General features: G+C 68.4%; 17 protein-coding genes. 8 read left to right on the forward strand and 9 right to left on the reverse strand.

The features are described 5' to 3' along the window. Window positions 1-58: 58 nt before the first annotated feature. Window positions 59-2,548, reverse strand: coding sequence for an endopeptidase La (gene lon, locus HUA76_RS38175; RefSeq protein WP_141647087.1), 2,490 nt, complete (start codon window positions 2,546-2,548; stop codon window positions 59-61). A gap of 259 nt (window positions 2,549-2,807) precedes the next feature. Here lon and HUA76_RS38180 point away from each other — a divergent pair, with 259 nt between their 5' ends. From HUA76_RS38180 to HUA76_RS38190, 3 genes are all read left to right on the forward strand, one after another. After that, the gene (locus HUA76_RS38180) at window positions 2,808-4,022 is read left to right on the forward strand and encodes a vWA domain-containing protein (RefSeq protein WP_174463663.1); all 1,215 of its coding nucleotides are present in this window, start codon (window positions 2,808-2,810) and stop codon (window positions 4,020-4,022) included. Between the two features lie 171 nt (window positions 4,023-4,193). Next, window positions 4,194-5,069: an ImuA family protein gene (locus HUA76_RS38185; RefSeq protein WP_174463664.1), complete on the forward strand. Its 876-nt coding sequence runs from the start codon at window positions 4,194-4,196 to the stop codon at window positions 5,067-5,069. A 6-nt stretch (window positions 5,070-5,075) separates the two neighbouring features. Further along, complete coding sequence (locus HUA76_RS38190; RefSeq protein ID WP_174463665.1) at window positions 5,076-6,584, forward strand: DNA polymerase Y family protein; 1,509 nt, start codon at window positions 5,076-5,078, stop codon at window positions 6,582-6,584. 43 nt (window positions 6,585-6,627) lie between these two features. Here HUA76_RS38190 and HUA76_RS38195 read toward each other — a convergent pair whose 3' ends face one another. Both HUA76_RS38195 and HUA76_RS38200 read right to left on the reverse strand, forming a co-directional pair. Beyond that, the gene (locus tag HUA76_RS38195) at window positions 6,628-7,350 is read right to left on the reverse strand and encodes a double-CXXCG motif protein (RefSeq protein ID WP_174459318.1); all 723 of its coding nucleotides are present in this window, start codon (window positions 7,348-7,350) and stop codon (window positions 6,628-6,630) included. Between the two features lie 15 nt (window positions 7,351-7,365). Further along, complete coding sequence (locus HUA76_RS38200) at window positions 7,366-8,031, reverse strand: TIGR02269 family lipoprotein (RefSeq protein WP_174463713.1); 666 nt, start codon at window positions 8,029-8,031, stop codon at window positions 7,366-7,368. Between the two features lie 99 nt (window positions 8,032-8,130). On the opposite strand from HUA76_RS38200, the gene HUA76_RS38205 reads away from it, so the two are divergent. Beyond that, a complete protein-coding gene (locus tag HUA76_RS38205) occupies window positions 8,131-8,655 on the forward strand; it encodes a hypothetical protein (protein ID WP_141648776.1) in 525 nt (174 codons plus the stop codon). Between the two features lie 12 nt (window positions 8,656-8,667). Here the strand turns inward: HUA76_RS38205 and HUA76_RS38210 are convergent, their stop codons facing one another. Then, window positions 8,668-9,201: an FHA domain-containing protein gene (locus HUA76_RS38210; RefSeq protein WP_141648775.1), complete on the reverse strand. Its 534-nt coding sequence runs from the start codon at window positions 9,199-9,201 to the stop codon at window positions 8,668-8,670. 130 nt (window positions 9,202-9,331) lie between these two features. On the opposite strand from HUA76_RS38210, the gene HUA76_RS38215 reads away from it, so the two are divergent. After that, window positions 9,332-10,312: an NAD-dependent epimerase/dehydratase family protein gene (locus tag HUA76_RS38215; protein ID WP_174463666.1), complete on the forward strand. Its 981-nt coding sequence runs from the start codon at window positions 9,332-9,334 to the stop codon at window positions 10,310-10,312. A 67-nt stretch (window positions 10,313-10,379) separates the two neighbouring features. Here the strand turns inward: HUA76_RS38215 and HUA76_RS38220 are convergent, their stop codons facing one another. The 4 genes from HUA76_RS38220 to HUA76_RS38235 form a co-directional block, all read right to left on the reverse strand. Further along, a complete protein-coding gene (locus HUA76_RS38220; RefSeq protein WP_174463667.1) occupies window positions 10,380-11,882 on the reverse strand; it encodes an ATP-binding cassette domain-containing protein in 1,503 nt (500 codons plus the stop codon). 242 nt (window positions 11,883-12,124) lie between these two features. After that, window positions 12,125-13,249 carry an SPFH domain-containing protein gene (locus HUA76_RS38225; protein ID WP_174463668.1) on the reverse strand — a complete coding sequence of 375 codons (1,125 nt, stop codon included), beginning with the start codon at window positions 13,247-13,249 and terminating at the stop codon, window positions 12,125-12,127. Continuing rightward, window positions 13,249-13,737, reverse strand: coding sequence for an NfeD family protein (locus HUA76_RS38230; protein ID WP_141648771.1), 489 nt, complete (start codon window positions 13,735-13,737; stop codon window positions 13,249-13,251). The genes HUA76_RS38225 and HUA76_RS38230 overlap by 1 nt, the downstream gene beginning before the upstream one ends. A 104-nt stretch (window positions 13,738-13,841) precedes the next feature. Then, window positions 13,842-14,507, reverse strand: a complete 666-nt coding sequence (locus tag HUA76_RS38235; protein ID WP_174463669.1) for a hypothetical protein — start codon at window positions 14,505-14,507, stop codon at window positions 13,842-13,844. A gap of 412 nt (window positions 14,508-14,919) precedes the next feature. Here HUA76_RS38235 and HUA76_RS38240 point away from each other — a divergent pair, with 412 nt between their 5' ends. From HUA76_RS38240 to HUA76_RS44995, 3 genes are all read left to right on the forward strand, one after another. Further along, window positions 14,920-17,943 (forward strand): error-prone DNA polymerase, encoded by a 3,024-nt coding sequence (locus HUA76_RS38240; RefSeq protein ID WP_174463670.1) that lies wholly within the window; start codon window positions 14,920-14,922, stop codon window positions 17,941-17,943. Window positions 17,944-18,072: 129 nt separating this feature from the next. Beyond that, window positions 18,073-19,218, forward strand: coding sequence for a right-handed parallel beta-helix repeat-containing protein (locus HUA76_RS38245; protein ID WP_174459313.1), 1,146 nt, complete (start codon window positions 18,073-18,075; stop codon window positions 19,216-19,218). A 658-nt stretch (window positions 19,219-19,876) separates the two neighbouring features. After that, complete coding sequence (locus HUA76_RS44995) at window positions 19,877-20,692, forward strand: hypothetical protein (RefSeq protein WP_371823580.1); 816 nt, start codon at window positions 19,877-19,879, stop codon at window positions 20,690-20,692. 51 nt (window positions 20,693-20,743) lie between these two features. On the opposite strand, the gene HUA76_RS38255 is transcribed toward HUA76_RS44995, so the two are convergent. Beyond that, entirely contained in the window at window positions 20,744-21,850 is a 1,107-nt protein-coding gene (locus tag HUA76_RS38255) for a class I SAM-dependent methyltransferase (protein WP_174463671.1), read from the reverse strand. Between the last annotated feature and the right edge of the window lie 212 nt (window positions 21,851-22,062).

Here is a 22,062-nt window from a genome sequence, read left to right on the forward strand (position 1 = left end):
ACGGGCAGGTCCCTCGGAAGAGGAACCTGCCCGTGTCACATCTCAGCGGCCTGCGCGCTTAAGCGCGGACCTCGGGAGAGCTGGCATCCGCGGCCTGGGGAGGCAGCGGCTCCTTGCCCGGCTCGCCACCCGGCGTTCCCGCCGACGACTTGAACGGCGACGTCTCCAGCGCGGCCTTGAGCACTTCGTCCATCTGCGTGACGAAGATGAACTCCAGCTCGTTCTTGGCCTGATCCGGCACGTCCACCAGGTCCTTGCGGCATCGCTCGGGCAGGATGACCCGCTTGATGCCCGCCCGGTGCGCCGCCAGCACCTTCTCCTTGATGCCACCCACCGGCAGGACCAGACCACGCAGCGTGGCCTCGCCCGTCATCGCCGTGTCGTGCCGCACCCGGATGCCCGTCAGGAGGCTGGTGAGCGCGGTGAGGATGGTGACGCCCGCGGAAGGACCATCCTTGGGGATGGAGCCCGCCGGGAAGTGCAGGTGCAGGTCCGTCTTCTCGAGGAAGTTGGAGCTGATGCCCAACTGCTCGGACTTGCTGCGCAGGTAGCTCAGCGCCGCCGTCGCGCTCTCCTTCATCACGTCGCCCAACTGGCCGGTGAGCGTCATGCCGCCCTTGCCCGCCATCTTGGTCGCCTCGATGAAGAGCAGGTCGCCACCCGCCGCCGTCCAGGCCAGGCCCGTGGCCACGCCCGGAACCTCCGTGCGCTCCGCGACCTCCGAGTAGAACATCTCGGGCCCGAGGACCTCCTTCACGCGCTCGGAGTCGATGGTCTGCTTGTCCATCTTCCCGCCAGCGACCTCCACCGCCACCGCGCGGCAGATGTCCGCGATGCGCCGCTCGAGGTTACGCACGCCCGCCTCGCGGGTGTACGAGGTGGTCAGCGTCAGCAACGCCTCGTCGGTGATCTCGATGTGATCCGCGCTGAGGCCGTGCTCCCTGAGCTGCTTGGGCACCAGGTGGATGCGCGCGATGCTCTGCTTCTCCTCGAACGTGTAGCCGGACAGCTCGATGATCTCCATGCGGTCGCGGAGCGGACCGGGGATGGGGTCGAGCTGGTTCGCCGTGGCGACGAACATCACCTTCGACAGGTCGAACGGCACGTCGAGGTAGTGGTCGCTGAACGTGTTGTTCTGCTCCGGATCCAGCACCTCGAGCAGCGCCGCGCTCGGGTCGCCGCGGAAGTCCGCGCCGAGCTTGTCGATTTCGTCGAGCATCATGACCGGGTTCTTGGTGCCGGCCTTCTTCATGCTCTGGATGAAGCGGCCGGGCAGCGCGCCGACGTAGGTGCGCCGGTGGCCGCGGATCTCCGCCTCGTCACGCACGCCGCCCAGGGACAGGCGCACGAACTTGCGGCCCGTGGCCTTGGCCACGCTCTGACCCAGCGACGTCTTGCCGACGCCCGGAGGACCGACGAGGCACAGGATGGGCCCGCGCATGTCGTTCTTCAGCTTGCGCACCGCCAGGTACTCCAGGATGCGCTTCTTGACCTTCTTGATGCCGAAGTGGTCCTTGTCCAGCTGCTGCCGGGCGTTCTCGATGTCGAGGTTGTCCTCGGACATCTTCGACCACGGCAGGTCGGCGATCCAATCCAGGTAGGTGCGCGCGACGGTGTACTCGCTGGAGGCCGCCGGAATGGTCTTCAGGCGGTTGAGCTCCTTGTTCGCCACCTTCTCCACGTCGGGAGGCAGGGCCGCCTTCTTCAGGCGCTCCTGGAGCTCGTCGAGCTCCTCTTCCTCCTCACCCATCTCCCCGAGCTCTTCCTTGATCGCCTTGAGCTGCTGGCGCAGGTAGTACTCGCGCTGGGTCTTCGACATCTCGCCCTTCACGGCGGAGTCGATCTTGTTGGAGAGCTTGAGGATCTCCCGCTTGCGGTTGAGCAGCTCGAGCACGAGCTTCATCCGCGCCTTGAGATCAACCGTCTCGAGGACGGCCTGCTTCTCCTCGATAGGCACGTCCACGTTGGCGGCGATCAGGTCCGCCAGGTGGCCGGGGTGGGTGATGCTCTCCACCAGTTCGGTGGCGGCGGCCGGCAGCTCGGGCATCAGCTCGATGACCTCGCGCGCCAGCTTCTTGAGGTTGATGCCCAGGGCCTCCACCTCGACGTTTTCAGCGGAGGTCTTGTCCTCCACCGCGTCGACGCGGGCCTTGAGGTAGGGGGCTTCCTGGACCAGCTCCACCACCCGGAAACGGGCGAGTCCCTGCACCACGAGCGAGTAGTTGTCCTCGCCCATCTTGAGCAGCTTCACGATGCGGGCGACGGTGCCCATGGTGTAGAGGTCGGCGGCGCCCGGATCCTCTTCTTCGGCGCGGCGCTGCGTGACGACACCGATGACCTGGTCGTCGCGTACCGCGTCCTTGATCAGGGCAATGGTCTTCTGACGGCCGACGGCCAGCGGGAGCACGCCGCCGGGGAAGAAGACGCTGTTGCGCAGGGGCAGGATGGGGAGCACCTGCGGGATGTCTTCCTTGTTGATGAGCCCGGGAGGGGCCATCGCGGTGGGCATGGCGCTCGCGGCGGTGCCCTTCTTCTTCTCATCGGACATGAAGTTCGGCCTCTTCCTTCGTCTTCAAGCCCGGCCGTGCGAGCGGCCGAGCCGGTGAACATCTGTCGGTTTCTTGCGGCAGATGAACCAACGTAACAACCAAAACGCCCATGGCAAACGCCGTGTGCGATTTTCCACGTCCAAGTCGGATGCCAGACGCTGCACCTTGTCTCGCGTCCGGGCCTGGGGTGGGGCATGCTCGCCCCCCCAGCCCTGATGCGTCGCGCCGCCTGGGCGCGCCGCCTCCTAGGAGGCCGCCATGAAGTTGAAGCCCTGTGCCCCCCTGCTCCTCTTGCCGGCCCTCTGGGTGGCGTCCTGTACGTCGCCTGTCGACGAGGCGGGATCCACCCTTCCGGGCAAGTGTCAGAGCGAGTCCCCGGTGGTGGCTCCGCAGAAGACGGACATCCTCTTCGTCATCGACAACTCGGCCTCCATGGCCGAGGAGCAGGCCGGCATCGCCACCGAGCTGCCCGCGTTCATCAAGGCCCTCCAGGAGGGCGGCGGCGTGACGCAGGACTTCCGCGTGGGGGTGATCACCACGTCCGTCTACCGGCGGATCCTCTTCCAGGGTGTGGAGCAATACCGCGAATACCCCGCCGAGTCGGGACATCTCCAGGCTGTTCCGGAGGCGGATGGACAGCCCTCGGACGCGCGCTACATCGAGAGCACGGACGAGCACCTGCTGGAGCGCTTCCGTCGGCTGGTGCAGCAGGGCACGGCGGGCAGCGGGCAGGAGTCCCCCTTCGAGGCCGTGCGCCTGGCGGTCTCCGAGCCCCTGGCCAACACCTCCATCGGCGAGGGAGGCAACGGCGGCTTCCTTCGGGACGGGGCTCGGCTGCTGGTGGTCGTGGTGACGGACGAGGAGGACTGCAGCTCCAAGTTGCGTCCGCCTCCGGTCACCGTCCCGGATGACACGTCGGTGGACAAGTGCAGCGAGAACGCGGCGCTGCTGACGTCGGTGGACGAGTACTTCGAGTTCTTCAGCTCCCTGCGGGACTCGAAGGGAGGGCGCCGCGAGGTGCTCTGGGCCACGGTGGGACCGGTGGCGTTGAGCGACAAGCGGGCGGAGCTGGTGCTCGACGTCACGCCGCAGGGCACGTACGTGCGCAACGTGGACTGCCCCACGTCGTACGGGCCCGGGCATCGGCACCGGGCGATGTCGGAGAAGTTCGACACGAAGTTCGACAACCTGGATTCCATCTGCCGGGCGAGCTACCGGGACACGCTGCTGGGCATCGCCGAGCTGGCCGCGGTGGCGCAGAGCCTGGACGTGGTGAACCTGCCGGATCCGCGGCTGGCGCAGGTGGAGCTGACGCGCGCCGGGGGCACGGTGGAGCGGTGCTCGGTGGCCGCGGGCGACCTGACGTACGAGCCGTCCGGCGAGGAGCGCCCCGCGCGCATCTACTTCGGCGGCAGCTGCCTGCGCCGGGCGGATGACGAGAAGGTGGAAGTGAAGGTCATCTGCGCCGGCTAGGACGTGCAGGGGCTTGAGATCCCTGGCCTCGGGCCAGTGGATCCGAGCCGGTGCGTCGTGTCGCCTCACCCATCGCCGTGCGTCCTGGGCGGGCGCACGTCAGACCCGTGAGCATACTGAACTGCCGTCCAGTCGGACGTTCGGTGTGCCGGGTTCCGGCGAGGAGGCGAGATGGGCGCGGCTTTGGAGCAGCGGGTGGGCCCGGCGGGCTCGGCGGGCTCGGTCGTGGACCAGCTCCGGGAGCGGATCCGCCAGTTGCAGGCGGCGCCCCGGCGTTACCTGTCCGTCCTTCGCACGGGGATGGAGGCGGTGGACGCGCTGCTGCCCTCGGGCGGCTTCCCGCTGGGACAGGCGGTGGAGCTGTGCGGAGAGGCGGCCTCCGGGCGGACCAGTCTGGCGCTGAGCGCGGTGGCGGCGGCGCACCGGGAGGAGCGGCTGTGCGCGTGGGTGGATGGGCCGCGTGAGCTCTATCCCCCGGCGGCCGCGGCGCAGGGCGTGGACCTGGAGCGGCTGCTCATCGTTCGTCCCAAGGCGCCCGAGCAGCGGGTATGGGCGGCGGTGCAGCTCGCCCGGAGTGGGGCCTTCGCCTGCGTGGTGCTGGACCTGACGCGAGGGGTGGGGATGGTGGGGCGGTCTCCTCGGGTGGGGCTCGCGGAGGCGCGCAAGCTGGCGGACGCGGCGGAGCGGGGGGGCGGGCTGTTGTTGCTGCTCACCTCGCCGGACGCGCCGGCGGATGGAATGACTCGGCTGCGGACGGAGTCGGGGGATGGGGAGGGGTGGTCGGTGGAGGTGGTGCGCAGCCGGCGCGGTGGGACGGGGGCGCGGGCGGTGGTGCCGTGGAGCGCGCTGTATCCGGAGCTGGGGCTGGAGGGGGGCGGACGGTTGCTGGAGGTGGGGCCCTTGGATGCGGATGCCACGCCGGACTTCCTGAAGGAGGGGGCGTGGGTGGCGCGCAACGGCCTGGGGATCCAGGGCCAGCGGCCCGGGCGGGATGGCGCCATGCCGTCGCTGCGAGCCGGGCTGAGCGCGGCCTCGTCGACGCACTGAGGCCCCATGCGCAGGGCGTATCTTCACTTCACGCGCTTCCCGGTGCAGCGCAAGGTCATCGAGTGCCCGGAGCTGACGGGGCGGCCCTTCGTGCTGGTGGAGGAGTCGCGCGGCCAGCGGCGGGTGGCGGCGGCGTCGACGTCCGCGCTGAAGGCGGGGGTTCGGCCCGGGACGACGCTCACGGCGGCGACGGCGCTGGATCCGGAACTGCGGCACTTTCCCTATCGGCCGGAGGAGGAGGCGCGGGCGCTGGTGGCGTTGGGGGAGGCGCTCTTGTGCCTGGGGCCGGGCTTCCAGCTCTCCGCGCCGGATGGACTGTGGTTGGACGCGGGGGCGGCGCACCTGTCCGGAGGCGAGGAGGGGCTGTGCTCGCGGGCGTTGGCGCTGTGCTCGGAGCTGGGGTACCGGGCGCACGTGGCGGTGGCCTCGGAGGCGTTCACCTCGCGAGCGCTGGCGCGGTACGGGGCGCGGCGGGTGGAGGTGATTCCGCTGGGTGATTCGGCTCGGGCGCTGGCGCCGTTGCCGTTGGCCGCGCTGGAGGGGCGGGAGGGGGCGTCCTTCTCCGCGCTGGGGCTCACCACGCTGGGGGAGGTGGCGGCGTTGCCGGCGGGAGCGGTGGCCGCGCGCGGCGGGGCGAACGGGGCGCGGGTGCATGCGCGGTGCGGGGGCGCGGACGACACGCCCTTCGTGGCGGAGGTGCTGGAGGAGGTGCTGGAGGAGCGGCGGGTGCTGGAGTGGCCCGCGGAGTCGTTCGAGCCGCTGCGCTTCGCGCTGAAGACGTTGTTGGACAGGCTGGGGGCGCGGCTGGCGGGGCGGCGGCGGGCGGCGGTGCGCATCACCTTCACGCTGAAGTTGGATCCGTCGGGGCTGCAGCAGGTGACGCTGGCGCTGGCGAGGCCCACGGCGGAGGCGAAGCTGCTGCTGGATCTGGCGCGGCACCGGCTGGAGGAGTTGCGACTGGAGAACCCGGTGGCGGAGGTGTCCGCGCGGGTGGACGAGTGCTCGGAGGACCGGGAGCAGCAGCTCTCGCTGGGGGATGAACCGGAGGGGGATGCGGCGCTGGAGGTGGTGTTGTCGCGACTGGTGACGACGCTGGGGGAGGAGTCGCTCTGCGCGGCGGGACTGGCGGAGGTGCACCGACCGGAGGGAGCGCATGGGGCGAAGGGCTTCCATCCTCCGGAGGCGCGGAAGGGGTGGGCGGGGGAGCTGGGCGGGGCTCGCGTGGAGCGCGCGGAGGGAGGAGGGCTCCGGGAGCGGCCCTCGCGGTTGTTGGTGGAGCCCGCGTGGCTGGACGCGGAGGTGGCGGAGACGGGCAGGTTGCTGGCCGCGAGGGTAGGCGGGCGGCGGCACCGGGTGACGGCGGTGACAGGGCCGGAGCGGCTGGGAGGGGAGTGGTGGTCCGAGTCTCCCTTCCAGCGCGACTACTACCGGGTGCACTTCGAGGGACTGGGCCCGGCGTGGGTGTTCCGGGACATGCGAGATGGCCGCTTCTATCTGCAGGGCTTGTTTGACTGACGTGCCACGCGCGGCGTGTGCTTTCGTGCAATCAATTGCAGAATCAGCGGGTCGGAAGCTCGCGGGAACTGATGCCTGTGAGCCCCAGGCGTCGCACTGCCTCTATGAACCGCTCTGTTCCAATGATCATCGTGGCGAAGTTACCCACCCGAAACAGGTCCAGGTCGACGGGGAGAGAACGCGCGTCGAGGATCGGGTGGTCAGGCCTTTGGAACGCGAGCCGGCCACATGTCTTACAGGCTGGCGCCAGATCTGAAGGGAGGCAGTCTGGATGCAAACGCCCCTTCAGTTCGATTTGAAGCTCCAGCATCTCTGGTGGGCTCTTTTGCCTCCAGCGCAGCTCCGTCTCACAGCCGACGAGACCCTGGACATGCAGTGACCGGAGTTGCTCCAGCGTGTCCCGGCGCAACATCAACAAGTAGTCCCCTTGCCAGGTGAGTGGACCCAAATCGCCACGGGCCGTCCCCACCATGGGGCCGAACGCCGTTCCTGGTGGAAGCTCCGCTCCTGGGGGGGCCAGGGGGCTCGCGAGCGTACGCAGGCGTTGGTACTCGGGCACGGACGTAGGCCATGGCCTCACGAAACGGGCCTGTTCCGGCAGCGATGAGAGGTCCACGCAAGGGTAGTTATGTCCCGAGCCACCCCAGGTCGCGCCACAGTCGGAGCACTCGACTCCAGGCAGCGACCACTTGTGCGCGGCGTTGAAGTCGCCTCGGTATCGAGAGGTCTCTGCACTGTCCTCACCCAGTTCGAAGAATCGAGTCATCTGTCCAGGACGTGGTTATTCCAGATGGGTGTAGTAGGGCTTGACGGGACCGCCCAGGAGTTGGAAGCGGTAGATGAGTTCCCCTGCATGTTTGAAAATTTCTTCCTTGGAGGGGAAGGGATTCTGTCTCTGATACTCACGCCATGCCTTGTTCCAGGCGCCTCCACGGTCTCCGCCTCGGTGAATCCGTTGGTGGACGTCCCGTGGAAGAGGGAGCGTGTAGTCGTGGATGTTGAGTCCTCTGCTGCGGAACCATAACGCCAGGTCTTCGGCCTGCGGGAAGATGTGGTGCTTCTCGAAGCGGCCCGGAGGGAGCTGAAATCTCGGCGGTGTGGGACGAGGACTCCCATGCCAGGGGATGACGAAGACGGGCTCATGGCCTCCAGGTGTTTTCAGCCCGCTTCCCCAGTTTCTGCGAGGACCTCCTCCGGGCGCAGCGGATGCCGCGGGAGGACGCGCGGGTGGAAAGCGCGCCAACGTCAGTTCGTCGAGCATGTGCTCGCAGCGGAAGAAGGCGCACGTGTCCTCTTCGCAGAGGGGAGCGAGGCAGACATCCTCATGCGGCTCGGAGCACTCTCCCTGCGCGTCTTCCCAGAAGGGGACCGCTGACGCAGCCGATGTCGCGCAGCCCTGCCATCCGGTGGCGAGCAGGACGACGCAGAAAACATGCAATGCGCGCATAGTCTGTGGATAGCACGCCGCCGCCCCCAGCTTCACCGGTTTGCCCACCGCCGCCTCGGGTGGTTATGCAGAGCGACCACCTTTTCCCCCAGGGCCCCCATGCGCGTCTCCGCTCTCCTCCTGCTGTCCCTGCTTGTCACCGCATGCGCCGCGCCGCAGGTCCGTCCCGCGGGGGCCATCCGCAAGGTCGTCGTGGTCGTCGGCTCGCGGGTGGACTCACTGCCCTCGGCGTCCTACCGCGAGGACCTGATGGGTGAGGGCAACCCTCGCACCGTCCTCTCCGGTTCGACGGAAGCCGTCCTCCGAGAGCGGGGCTTCGAGGTCGCCGGGACGCGCATCTCCGCGGCGCCTTCGCCCTCCACGGACGAAGTCGTGTCCGTCATCCGTGAGAACGACGCGGAGGCCGCCGTCGTCGTCGTGCTGTCCTGGGTCGACGTCTCCGCCGTCCAGACCATGGGCCGCGCCGACGTGGTGCTGGAGGCCGGCGTCGTCTCTCCCGACGGCCAGTTGATCTGGCGCAAGGAGAGCCGCACCGTCGCGATGATTGGCCTGTACCAGTCGCAGACGGACTACAGCTCCTATCTGCGCAAGGCCGTCATCCAGGCCGTCAAGGAAGTGCCCTGAGCCTCCACGCCCTCAGGGCTTCGGCCGAGGGCTCGCCAGTCGCAGGTGCTCGTGCACCGTCTCCGCGCGCAGGTAGAGGAACTGCGCGTCGCCGAACGCCAGCGTGTCGCCGTCGTTGAGCGTCACCTGCGCCCGAAACCCCAGGGGCGCGCCGTTGATCCACGTGCCATTCATCGACTGCGCATCGCGCACGAGGAAGCCGCCCGTCGCCGCATTCCACCGCAGCGTGGCGTGGTGCTGGGAGACAGACGGGTCCGGCACCACCAGGTCACACTCCGAGCGGCCGACGGTGAGCTCCTCGCCATCCACCTTGGGGTTGAGGAAGTGCACCTCCAGGTTGTCGAAGTCGCGAAGCATGGCGAGCAGCCGCTCCGTCATGCGCGAGCGATGCGCCATGCCCACCGTGCGCGCCCCCGTCAGCTGCTGGGCGACGCTTCGGAACACCGGGTCCACGGGCTGCTGGATGAGCGCCACCGGGCCTGACGCGGCCCGGAAGGCTTCGAGCGAGGCTTCGGCGAAGGGTCGGAGCTGGTTCACGGACACCATGTCGCCCACCCTACGTCCAAGCAGGGGCCACGGGAAGCAGGCTGTCGAGCCCTCCTGGACGCTCGGCGAGGGAGTCCGTCACACCGTGAACGTGGCATCCCCCAAGAGGGCATGGGAGCGTGCGCCCTGCATGCGGGTACTCGTCACGGGAGCGGCGGGCTTCATCGGTCACCACGTCAGCGCGCGACTGCTGGCGCGAGGGGACACCGTCCTCGGCGTGGACAACCTGGACCCCTCCGGAGATGTGCCACTCAAGCAGGCCCGCCTGGCCCGACTTCGCACCACTCCCGGCGCCGAGCACTTCACCTGTCATCCGGTCGACATCACCGATGCCGCCGCGCTCGCGAGAATCTTTCAGCAAGAGCGCCCCGAGCGGGTCGTGCATCTGGCGGCGAGGGTCGGCGTCCGGACGGCGAGCGCCTCCGCGCGGTCCTATCTGGACGCGAACGTGACGGGGTTCCTCCACGTCCTCGAGCAGTCACATGCCGCGCAGGTGGAGCACCTCGTCTACGCCTCCTCCAGCTCCGTGTACGGCGCTGACACGCCGCCCCCTTTCGCGGAGAGCGCCTCGGCCGACCACCCGCTGAATGTCTACTCCGCGACCAAACGCGCCGGAGAGCTGCTGGCCCACACGTACGGCCACCTGCACGCGCTGCCCACCAGCGGGCTGCGCTTCTTCACCGTGTACGGTCCCTGGGGGCGTCCGGACATGGCGCCGTTGCGCTTCCTTCGCGCCCTGCGCGAGGGGCGTCCCATCGACCTCTACGGCGAGGGCCGCATGCGGCGCGACTTCACCCACGTGGACGACGTGGCGGAGGCGGTGCTGCGCGTGCTGGACCGCCCGCCCTCCAGTACACCGCCGTATCGACTGCTCAACGTGGGCCGCGGCGAGCCCGTCTCGCTCCGCGACTTCGTGGCCGTCCTGGAGCGACACGTGGGGACGCGGGCCGTGCTGCGCCCACTGCCAGCCCAGCCAGGGGAGATGGACGGCACGTGGGCGGACCCCTCCGCGCTGGAGCGCGAGACGGGCTTCCGTCCTCGCGTCTCCGTGGAAGAGGGGCTCGCGCAACTGGAGGCGTGGGAGCGGGAGCACCCCCAGTTCAGGACGTGAGCCAGTCCCGCGACAGTCCAGGGGGACGGGTCGCATCATCGCGCTGGAGTCGCGCTCCCGCCCGGCCTCACCCGGCCGTCACCTCCACCCGGCCATGCTCCACGCGCCAGGCCTCGGAGGTGCACGCGCGAGCGAACGCGGTGTCGTGCGTCACCAGCAGCAGCGCGCCGGGATACTCACGCAGGGCCGCCTCCAGTCGCTCGATGGAGGGCAGGTCCAGGTGATTGGTGGGCTCGTCGAGCACCAGCGCCCAGGCGTGCTGTCCCAGTCCCCGAGCGATGAGCAGCTTGCGCACCTCTCCCGGTGAAGGTTGCTCCGAGCCCAGCAGCCGCTCGGGGTCCACGCCGAGCGCGGCCACCAGGGACAGCACGCGCCCCTTCTCCTCGGGAGGCAGGGCGCGCACCTCGTCGAGCGTGGTCCGCGCATCCTCCGCGCCCACGTCCTGCGGCAGATACAGCACGCGCTCCATGGGCACGCGAGCGCGCTCCAGCAGCGCGCGCACCAGGGTGCTCTTGCCCGCGCCGTTGGGACCCTCGATGCGCACGCGCGCCTCGCGGCCGACGGACAGATTCACGGGCCCCAGCAGCGGCACGTCCCCGGCGCGCAGCTCCGGCACGTCGAGGGTGAAGAGCCACGGGTTGGGCGAGCGCACGTAGTCGACGAAGACGGAGCGACCCACGGTCTTGTCCGCGGTGAACTCACCCACGGCCTCGGTGGCGCGCTCCAGCTCGCGACGCTGGATGCCCACGCGGCGGCCCGCGTGATTCTCCGCCCAGCCCGCCACGACGGACGCGCCCATGGAGCGCGCGTCGTTGTCGTTCTTGTCCTTCAGCCGCTTGCGTGTGCTCCGGGCCGCGTCGGCGGACTGTTGCTCGCGTCGGGCCTGGTCGAGCAGTCGCGCCGCGCGCCGCTGCTCCGCGCGGGCCTGTTGATAGACGCCCACCTCCGCCTCGCGCTCGGCCTCCCAGTGCTGCTTCGCCGCGGAGTAGGCCCCGGGCCACAGCCGCGCATCGCCGCCATGGACGCGCAGCGTGGCGGTGGTGAGCGTCTCCAGCAGCGGCCGGTCATGTGACACGACGACGCCCACGCCCTTGAAGCGCTTCAGCGCCGAGACGAGCCACGTCCGCGCCTCCGCGTCCAGGTGGTTGGTGGGCTCGTCGAGCAGCAGCACGTGCGGCTCGGCGGCCAGCGCCGCGCCCACCTGCCACCGCTTGCGCTCGCCCGGGGACAGCGTGGACCAGCGCTCCAGCGCGGAGACGTCCAGCCCCAGTTGCCCGTGCAGCCTGCGCGCGAGCGAGTCCCATGACTCGGCGAAGGCGGTGATGTCCGGCGTCAGCGCCTCCACTTCCTGGCGGCACAGCCGCAGGGTGGGCGAGGGGGGCTCGGACTGGATGTGCCCCTCGGTGGGCGCAAGCTCCCCCGAGAGGAGCCGGAGCAGGGTGGACTTGCCGGCGCCATTGGCGCCCACGAGCCCCGTCCAGCCGGACGCCAGGTGGAAGTCGACTTCAGAGAGGACGGCGACAGCGTCGGAATAGGCGAACGACACGCGATGCGCGCGAAGGGAAGACATGAAGCGAACTCCTGAATCCAGGCGCGAGCCAGCCCAAAGGGCGGCCCTGCGCGGTGAGGCCAAAAGACCTGGGACTCAGCGGCTCAGCTTCAAGGGTACGTCGACCTCGCGTAGGGAGGGGGTGTCAGGCCCTCCGGTGGATGCGTGCGCCAAAATCTATGACGCGCGCCGGGGCGGAATGCAACCCCGTCTCGCTCGCCGGCCAGCCTGGACGGCGAGCAAGACGGATTCCGGACAGCGGTCTACTCGTCCTGCTCGGAGGGAGGACGGGGACGACGCGCCTGCGGAGCGCTGGCGCCGGTGAGGGTGGCGGGCTCCGCGATGACGTTGCTCCGGGCGATGCTCTGGGCGCTCAGGGAGGCGGCGGTGGGCGCGGGACGCGTCCCCGGGGCCTGGGGCGCGGGGCGTCTGGCCGCGTCGTCCTTGGCGAAGAAGACGTCCTTGATGACGGAGATGGCACCCAGGGTGGCTGTGGCCTCGTAGGGGATGAACATCTTGTTGTCACCCTTGCCAATCTCCTGGAGGGTCTCCATGTAGCGCAGCGCGAGCACCTCCGGGGTGGCGTGGCCGCTGTGGATGGCCTCGAAGGTGAGGCGCGTGGCCTCGGCCTTGCCTTCGGCCTCCAGCATGGTGGCGCGCTTGTGGCCCTCGGCGCGGGCGACCTCCGCGTCACGCTCGCCCTCGGCCTGGAGGATGCGGGAGATCTTCTGGCCTTCGGCCTGAAGGATGGCGGCGGCCTTGTCGCCCTCGGCCTTCGTCACTTCGGCGCGGCGCTCACGCTCGGCGGTCATCTGCTTGGCCATGGCGGACTTGATGGCCTGGGGCGGCTCGATTTCGCGCAGCTCCACGCGCGTCACCTTCACGCCCCACTTCTCCGTGGCCTCGTCCAGCACCATGCGCAGCCGGGTGTTCACCGTCTCGCGGCTGGTGAGCGTCTGGTCCAACGTCAGGCTGCCCATGACGTTGCGCAGGTTCGTCATCGTGAGCTGTTCAATCGCCAGCGCCAGGTTCTCCACCTGGTACAGCGCCTTCGCGGCGTCGACGATCTGGTAGTAGATGACCGAGCCGACCTCCATGTTGACGTTGTCGTGGGTGATGACCTGCACCGTCTCGAAGCCCATGACCTGCTCGCGCAGGTCCACCATGGTGCTGCGCATGTAGCGGTTGCCCGTGCGCATCTCGATGGGGCGGGGGCTGTCGAGGAAAGGGATGAGGAGGTTGAGGCCGCTGGTGGCGACGCCATGGAACTTGCCCAGCCGCTCCACCACCATGACCTTGGCCTGGGGAACGATGCGGACGCAGGTGTACAGCACGAAGCCCGCGAGCCCCACGAGAGCGGCAAGGATTACAAAGGTCAGCGCGTCCATCAGACTTTCTCCTGTTTCTGTTCCGCCTCGGGAACCGACAACGTCGCCGAAGGGCGGCGCACCCAAAGCTTGAGTCCCTCGACCTGCTCCACGGTGACGAGTTCCCCCTGGGGGATGGCGCCGGACAGCGAGCGGGCCGTCCACAGCTCGCCGTTGATGCGCACCGTGCCCCCGTGGGGGCCTTCAATGGACTCCATCACCACCGCCTCCTGCCCCACCATGGCCTCGACGCCCGTCTTCAAGTGCGAAGCGTTCCGCATGAAAACGTTTTTGAACAGGGTGCGCGAGGCGGCGAACAGGCCGATGGAGACGGTGGCGAAGAGCGCCAGTTGGAGGAAGAAGGTCAGCCCGAGGCCCGCGGCGAGCGAGGAGACGAGCGCCCCCACCGCGAACCACACGAGCCCGAAGCCGGACAGCTTGATTTCCAGCCCACCGCAGGCGAGGGCGGCGACGATCCAGAGCTGCCAGGCGGCGGGGGTCAGGTCCATGAAGATCTCTTTGTCAGTCGGTTCCCCGTCCTGTCAAACGCGGGCGGGCGGGGACGAAAGGACTGAACGCCTTCATGGGGCCCCGTGAGGGGGCTTGGGCGCGCCTACTTCGTACGGAACAGCTCCCGCGTCTCGACGATGGGCTGCTGGCCGCCGATGGTCCGGGTGAAGAGCAGGCGCTGGGGGACGCCGCCGCTGTCGCAGTCCAGGGCGTCCAGGGCGAGGGTCTCCTTGAAGACGAGGGTGTGGGAGGTGGGCTTGGGCCGCGAGGTGGTCTTCTCGATGCCTCCGGTGCGGGGTGGCTCCTGGGGGCGGGTGGCGTAGGTCTTCGCGGGGCGCCGCGTCACGACGAACTCCACCTTGGCGGGCTCCCGGTCCAGGTTGAGCAGGTAGCTGCTGGTGTCCTTGTGGCTGGGGCCGACGGTGTCGGGGGTGAGGCTGTCGAACTGCACCAGCGTCTCCGCCTGATAGGTGCCCCGCGCGTCGCGCTGGAAGCGGACCGTCAGCGTGTAGTTGTTCTTGAGCAGGGCGTCATTGGCCATGCGGGTCAACGGGTCCTTGAGCTGCTCATCGGTGAGCGGTGTCTGCCATTCCTTGAACACGCGGCCCTTGTAGGTGCCCAGATACAGCTCGCGATTCACCCCACAGGGGGCGCTCTTGCGAGAAGCGGCCTGCGTCTCGCCGACGAGCCCGAGTGCCGGGAAGAGCAGGGCGGACGCGAGGACCAGGGTGAAGGGAAGGGCGAAGCGGTTGAGGCCGTGCAGGGACATGAGTCCTCCTCGTCGAGAGGTGTCGTGGCGACATGGGCCGATGCCGTCCGTGGCAACGGGCGCCTTTCCGGGAGAGGGCGGCGCCGGGCGGACAGCGACGGTAGGCACCGGGGACTCGCGTGACAGTGATTCTCAGGAGTTGAGCGTTGCTGCGCGGACAGGGGGGCGAGGCTCGGAGATGACATGTCTGGGTTTGGACGAGGGGCTCGGCCCAAGGGCTGTCTGGAAACGTCGTGGCGCGGCGGCGGGTGGCGGACGGGAGGCGCCGGAGTCGCGGAACGAGGCCCTGGAGGCCCGAAGAGGACGTGGTGCGTCGGGGCGCGTGCGGCGTGCCTCAACCCGGCGAGTCTCTCGGTCGCTGAACGAAGATCCGACCTAGCGCCTGAACGGCTGGTCAGTGTCTTGATCGGGTGTGGACTACGCCGAGCTCGTCTGTCGCTCCAACTTCTCGTTTCTGCGCGGTGCCTCGCATCCGGAGGAGCTGGTGCTCACCGCCTCGCGGCTGGGGCTGAGTGCGCTGGCGCTGACGGACGCGGATGGGTTGTACGGGGCGGTGAAGGCCCACCTCGCGGCGAAGGAGCACGGCCTGCGGCTCATCCTCGGGGCCGAGCTGACGCTCGAGGACGGGCCTCCGGTGGTGGTGTACGCGGCGGACTCGGGGGGCTACTCGAACCTGTGCGCGCTGGTGTCGCGCAGTCGGATGACGCACCCCAAGGGGGAGGCGGGGCTGCCGTGGCGGGCGCTGGCGGAGCGCTCCAGCGGGCTGCTCGCGTTGTTGCCGGAGCCGGCGGCGCTGGAGCGGGTGGCGCCGTTGGCGGAGGCGTTCCCGGAGCGCTTCCATGTCGGGCTGTGCCGGACGTTGTCGGCGGGGGACTCGGCCCGGGAGGCGCGAGCGGAGGTGCTGGCGCGGGAGCTGGGGGTGCCGCTGGTGGTGCACAACGACGTGCACACGCACCACCGGAGACGTCAGCCGCTCCAGGACGTGCTGAGCGCGGTGCGGCACGGGACGACGGTGGACCAGGCGGGGACGCGGCTGTGGCCCAACGGGGAGCGGACGCTGAAGGGGCCCGGGGAGATGGCGCGGCTGTTCGCGGACCGGCCGGAGGCGCTGGCGCGGACGGTGGAGCTGGCGTCGCGGTGTCGGGCGTCGCTGGATGACCTGCGCTACCGCTTCCCGGAGGAGGACCTGCCAGGAGGGCGGACGGCGGACGAGCACCTGAGGGTGTTGACGTACGAGGGGCTCGGGGTGCGCTACCCGGCGGGTGTGCCGCCGGAGGTGGTGAAGCAGATAGAGCACGAGCTGCGGTTGATCGCCGCGCTGGACTTCGCGGGGTACTTCCTCTCGCTGTGGGACATCGTCGGCTTCGCGCGGCGGCAGGGGATTCTGTGTCAGGGGCGAGGGAGCGCGGCGAACTCGGCGGTCTGCTACGCGCTGCAGATCACCGCCATCGACCCGGTGCGGATGGGCTTGTTGTTCGAGCGTTTCCTGAGCATGGCGCGCAAGGAGCCGCCGGACATCGACGTGGACTTCGAGCACGAGCGGCGCGAGGAGGTGCTCCAGTACGTGTATGAGAAGCACGGGCGCCACCGGGCGGGGATGGTGTGCGAGGTCATCTGCTATCGCGGGCGGCTGGCGCTGCGGGAGGCGGGGAAGGCGATGGGGTTGTCATTGGACCAGGTGGACCGGCTGTCGAAGGTCTCCGCGGCGCACGGGTTCGAGGTGACGCCGGAGGTCCTGCTGGAGGCGGGGCTGTCCGCGTTCGACCGGCGGGTGCAGCGGACGTTGTCCCTGGCGGCGGAGCTGGAGGGCTTTCCCAGACATCTGTCCATCCACGTGGGCGGGTTCGTGATGACGCGAGAGCCGCTGACGGAGCTGGTGCCGGTGGAGAACGCGGCCATGGCGGGGCGGACGGTCATCCAGTGGGAGAAGGATGACATCAACTCGATTGGACTGTTGAAGGTGGACCTGCTGGCGCTGGGGATGTTGACGGCGCTGTCGAAGTGCTTCGCGCTGATTCGAGAGCACCACGGGCGGGAGCTGTCGCTGGCGACGATTCCGGCGGAGGACCCGAAGGTCTACGACATGTTGTGCGAAGCGGACACGGTGGGGGTGTTCCAGATCGAGAGCCGGGCGCAGATGAACATGCTGCCGAGGCTGAAGCCGAGGACGTTCTACGACCTGGTTGTGGAGATTGCCCTCATCCGCCCGGGGCCGATTGTCGGGAAGATGGTGCACCCGTTCCTGCGCAGGAGGAACGGCGAGGAGACGGTGGTGTACCCGAGCGAGGCGGTGCGGGAGATATTGGGCAAGACGCTGGGGGTGCCGCTCTTCCAGGAGCAGGCGATGAAGCTGGCGATGGTGGCGGCGGGCTTCTCCGCGGAGGAGGCGGATGGGCTGCGGCGGGTGCTGAGCCACAAGCGCGCGGAGTCGATGCTGTTGCAGTACCGGGGACGCTTCGTGGAGGGGTGTCTGTCGCGAGGGTACTCGCGGGTGCAGGCGGAGGAGTGGTTCGACAACTTCCGGGGCTTCGCGCACTACGGCTTTCCGGAGAGTCACTCGGCGAGCTTCGCGTTGATTGCGTATGCGTCCAGCTGGCTGAAGTGTCATTACCCGGCGGCCTTCACGACGGCGTTGCTGAACTCGCAGCCCATGGGCTTCTACGCGCCGCACACGCTGGTGGCGGACGTGCAGCGGCACGGCGTGGAGGTGCGGCCGGTGGACGTGCGGTGCTCTCGGTGGGACTGCACGCTGGAGGACGGGGGGAAGGCGCTGCGGCTGGGGTTGCGGATGGTGAAGGGGCTGGGGGAGTCCGCGGGGCGGCGGGTGGAGGCGGGGCGAGGGGAGGGCTACACGGACGTGGGGAGCCTGGCGCGCCGGGCTCGGATTCCCCGGCACGAGCTGACGCGCCTGGCGCTGGCGGGGGCCCTGGGGTCGCTCTGTGGCTCACGCCGCAAGGCGCTGTGGGATATCCAGGCGCTGGGGCCGCTGGACTCGGATGACCTGTTCTTCGGGATGTCGATGGACGGCACGGAGGTGGAGCTGCCGTCGATGGATGTGTTTGCCCGCGTCTGCGCGGACTACGACACGGTGGGGCTGTCGTTGGAGAAGCACCCGCTGGAGCTGCTGCGGCCCACGCTGAGGAAGCTGGGGGCGGTGACGGCGGAGGGGCTGAAGCAGGTGTCCTCCGGGCGGACGGTGTCCGTGGGCGGGATGATGATCTGCCGACAGCGGCCTCCGACGGCGAGGGGGATGTGCTTCATCTCGCTGGAGGACGAGACAGGGATTGCGAACCTGGTGGTGCCTCCGGATGTGTATGAGCGGTGCCGCAAGGAGATCCACGGCGCCCTGTTCATCGTGGGGCAGGGCGTGTTGGAGCGCTCGGGAAAGGTGACGAACGTGAAGACGAAGTTCGTCCAATCCCTGTCCCGCACCTGAGAGGACCTGTCGGGGAGCCGACTCCGAGCCCAGGGCCTCACTGCACAAAGGTCCCAGGCGACTCCATCATCCTTCGCGCCATTCAATGGCGCTTGTTGGCCCATGGCGGGAAGTGGGCAGGAGGTTGGCATGTTCAGGCAGATGCTCGGAATGGTCACCGTGGTGGGGACCCTGTGGTTGCCTTCGCCATCCATGGCGGAGCCGACGAGGACGCTCCACGTCGCCAACAACGCGTTGGACAGCGCGACGTGTGGCGCGAAGGCGAACCCCTGTCGCTCCATCAGTCGGGCCATCGCCCATGCTCGCGATGGAGATCGCATCCTCGTCCACCCCGGCCGCTACGGGGACTTGAACGCCGACGGAGACTTCAGCGACCCCGGTGACGAAGCGGCCGAAGTGCAGACGGGGTGTCGCTGCATGATCCTGATCAACAAGCGGCTCAAGGTCGAGTCGACGGGGGGCGCGCAAGTCACGGTGCTCGCCGCCGCCGGGGCCGTGCTGGATGTCGTCAACATCACCGCGAGCAACGTCTCCTTCGGCGACTATGGGAAGGGGTTTACCCTCACGGGGGCCGGGAAGGTCACGGATGATGATGGGATTGGGCTGGATGTCCTGGGCGGGCGCGACGTTCGGGTGATTGGGAACATCGCGCAGGGCAACCGGGACGCGGGATTCGCCATCCGGGGGGACAACCACACGGTCAGGGACAATGTCTCCACGGGCAATGGGATGGGGTTCTCTCTTGGCTCGGACACGGAGGGGCACACCGTGAAGGAGAACCTCGCCACGAACAACGGCAATGACGAGGTGTTCGGCCACGGCTTCGCGGTGGGCGGGCAGAAGGGCACGTACGAGGGGAACAAGGCCATTGGCAACAGGGGTATCGGCTTCTACCTCGTCCTCTTCTCGGGGACCTCGGACTTCGAGTTCGAGGACAACGAGGCCATTGGAAACCGGGGCGCCGGAATGTGGGTGCGGTTTGGCGCGCAGCTCAAGGTGCGTAGCAGCAATTTCTTTGGAAACCTGGGTGAGAGCGTGGGGGGCTCCTTCCCGGCGGCGCCCAATTGCGGCCTCGTGAATGACATGGGCGGCCCCATCGACGCGGCACGCAACTACTGGGGCGCGGCGACCGGGCCCGGTCCGGACCCCGCGGATGATGCGGGCCCCGGGTCCATCTGTGATGTGAATGGCACCACCGTGGTCGTGCCCTTCGACTCCACGCCCAACTCGTTGCTCGAGTCCCTGGAGGAACGGCAGACCCCCGTGGCTGAGTGAAGTCAGGCCTCGCCGCACCCCGTGAGAGTGGGTGGGCATCCCGGACATGAGGGCCGGGATGCCCACTTCCTGGCGGATGGGGCCTCAGCAGCCGCAGATGCGCGTGTTGGTGTTGGTGTTGGTGTTGGTGCACTCACCCAGACACAGGTGCAAGGTGGGCTGTCTTTCCCACGACGCTCAACAGGACGTGCACTCCATGAGGAAGAACGGCGTGACGTCCTCGGTCTCGGAACACGACGACTCACCGCACGCTCACCGAGCAGTAACTTTTTCATGATCCCTTCCAGTCCTTGGGCTTCGGGCAAGCAGGTCAGCTGACCGCCCCATTGAGCCGGAGCATGATCCACCAGCCGAGCACCTCGCGCTCAGCCCTCGCCGGCTCTCACACCCTCACTGGAAGTATGAGACATCGTGGGATTTCTCCTTCCCATCCGCGTGGATCTCTGCGATGGGTCAGGGCTGTTCGGGCTGGGGCCGCTTGAACCCAGCTCACGTGGTATCCGCGAATATTGCAGCCGGGTTGCGATATTTCGGGGGCGCTGGATATAGTTGCCTGGAATTGGATATGAAAATCAGCACACCTGGTGCGTCCCGGACCCACTCCATGGAACGAGCATCCCGAACGGTGACCCAGGTTGTACGCCCCGTCCTTCGCTCCGTGCTTCACGAAGCGTTGGAGAGCGAGACGGGCGGTGAGGTGGTGGTGAAGTCGTCCACCGTCTCCGGCCGCATCTTCATCGTGGAGCAGAAGGTGGCCTGGGCGGTCCTGAACGGGCCCGGGGTCCAGAACTTCTCGTCGGTGCTGATCCAGCGGCAGCTGGTCAGCCGAGACGACGTCGAGCAGGTCATGACGGAGTGCCGCAAGAACGGGGGCAACTTCTGTGAGGTGCTGGTGGCGTGGGGGCTGGTTCCCCGCGACATGCTCCGGGACGTGCTTCGTGGCCACATGGCGAACCACCTGCAGGTCTTGCTGTCACTCCAGGACGCCCAGGCGCTCTTCGTTCCCCAGCCGCGCACCTACTCCAGTCAGCTGACGTTCAGCCTGGAGGAGCTGACCCTTCCCGTCGAACAACTCTCCACCCACCCCCCAGCCGAAAGAGAAGTCATGCCGAACGTGAAGCAGTCCCTGGAAGAGACGCTGAAGATCGAAGGGGCCTTCGCGGCCTGTCTGGTGGATGCGAAGAGCGGAATGTGTCTGGGCAGCCAGGGTGGCACCGCGACGTTCAACATCGAGACGGCCGCCGCGGCCAACACCGAGGTCGTCCGCGCCAAGCTCAAGGCGATGACCGTGCTGGGTATCAAGGACCGCATCGAGGACATCCTCATCACCCTGGGCGAGCAGTACCACGTCATCCGCCCGCTGGCGGCGCGCGAGGGACTGTTCTTCTACGTGGCCCTGAGCCGCGCCACCTCGAACCTGGCCATGGCGCGCTTCCGCCTGGCGGAGATCGAGAAGGGTCTGCAGCTGACCTGAGCCGTGCGACTCGGCGCCCGCCGCTTCAGGCGGGCGCCGGATTCGACAGTCCTAGGCGCGCCGGACCAGCACGACGCCGTCCTGATAGGTGCCGTGGGCGTGCTGGAGGAACTCGCGAACCTCGAAGAACCGCCCCCATTTCTCCCGGATGTACTCGGTCGTATAGAACGTGTGCATGTTGTGGAAGGGCGAGGGCATGTAGCGCAGCACCAGGCGCTCGGCGGGCATCGGCTGATCGAACCACGCGGAGGGCACGGGGTTCGTCTCTGACTCCAAGCACCGGTACGGATGGTTCGTGAGGTGCTTGCGGATGGGATGCTCGGGGTTCCTCATGCCCTCCCAGGTCCGCTCCGTGTGCAGGGAGATGAACGCGATGCCTCCCGGCCTGAGGACGCGGCGGAACTCCAGCAGCCAGGACTCCTCGAACTCATCCATGTGGGTGAAGACCGAGCCACAGAAGACCAGGTCGATGGATGCGTCGGGGATGGGCAGCGTCGGGACGACGCTGTTCTGGAAGTAGAAGCCGCGCGGGGGCAGGAACTTGTTCATCCACCGGACGGCGTTGGAATAGATGTCCGTGCCGAAGACCTCCGCCTTGGGCGAATGGGCGATGAAGTGACGCAGCACCCGGCCCGACGAGCAGGCGAAGTCGAGGAAGCGGAAGTGCGACTCCGGGTCGATGCCCGAGGACTTCAGCAGCCCCTTCAGGAAGAGGTAGTCGCTCAGGCCGTTGAGCCAGTAGCTGACATGCTGCTCGCCGAAATACTCGGCGCGGTCCTCGGTGCGCGGCACGGGAGCGGTGTCCGACGCGACATAGGCGCGGAGCTGCTCCTCCGAGAGCGCTTGGAGCAGCCGGGTCTGGAGCGTCCCGTCGTCCGCGCCGAAGAGGCCCCGGATGACGTCATGGAGGGGCTGCCCGGCGTGGTGCGTGCGCAAGAGCTCGGCCACGGGAGGGAGCGCGTTTCGCAAGGGGCGATCCGGCAGGGTCCACACGGCACTGGTGAGGTCCGGCGCGGCCTGGGGCGCGGGAGGAGGAGGGGCACTGGAGGTCTCCGGGGTCTCCATCCAGGGCGCCAGCCGGTGGACGACCTTGCGTGCCACGGACTTCACCAGCGGCTTGAGATGCTCGGACAGCGCCTTCTCGGTCTGATTGGACATGGGAGTCTGGGTGTTTTTCGCTGATTGAAAGGGCGCGCAGTAAAGGGGGTCTCCCTCTGGAAAGCAACGACTCTCACGGCGGATACCGCCCCCCGCGTACGGGCCGAATCCTCGTGACTCACAGTGTTGATACAAAATAAGACATCCGCGGGACGGCCTGTCTCCACGGATGCCAATGATTGTCATGGGCGGAGGCCCGCCCCGCCGGGGAG

It is taken from the genome of Myxococcus sp. CA056, from assembly GCF_013336715.1.
GTDB classification, from domain to species: Bacteria; Myxococcota; Myxococcia; order Myxococcales; family Myxococcaceae; genus Myxococcus; species Myxococcus llanfairpwllgwyngyllgogerychwyrndrobwllllantysiliogogogochensis.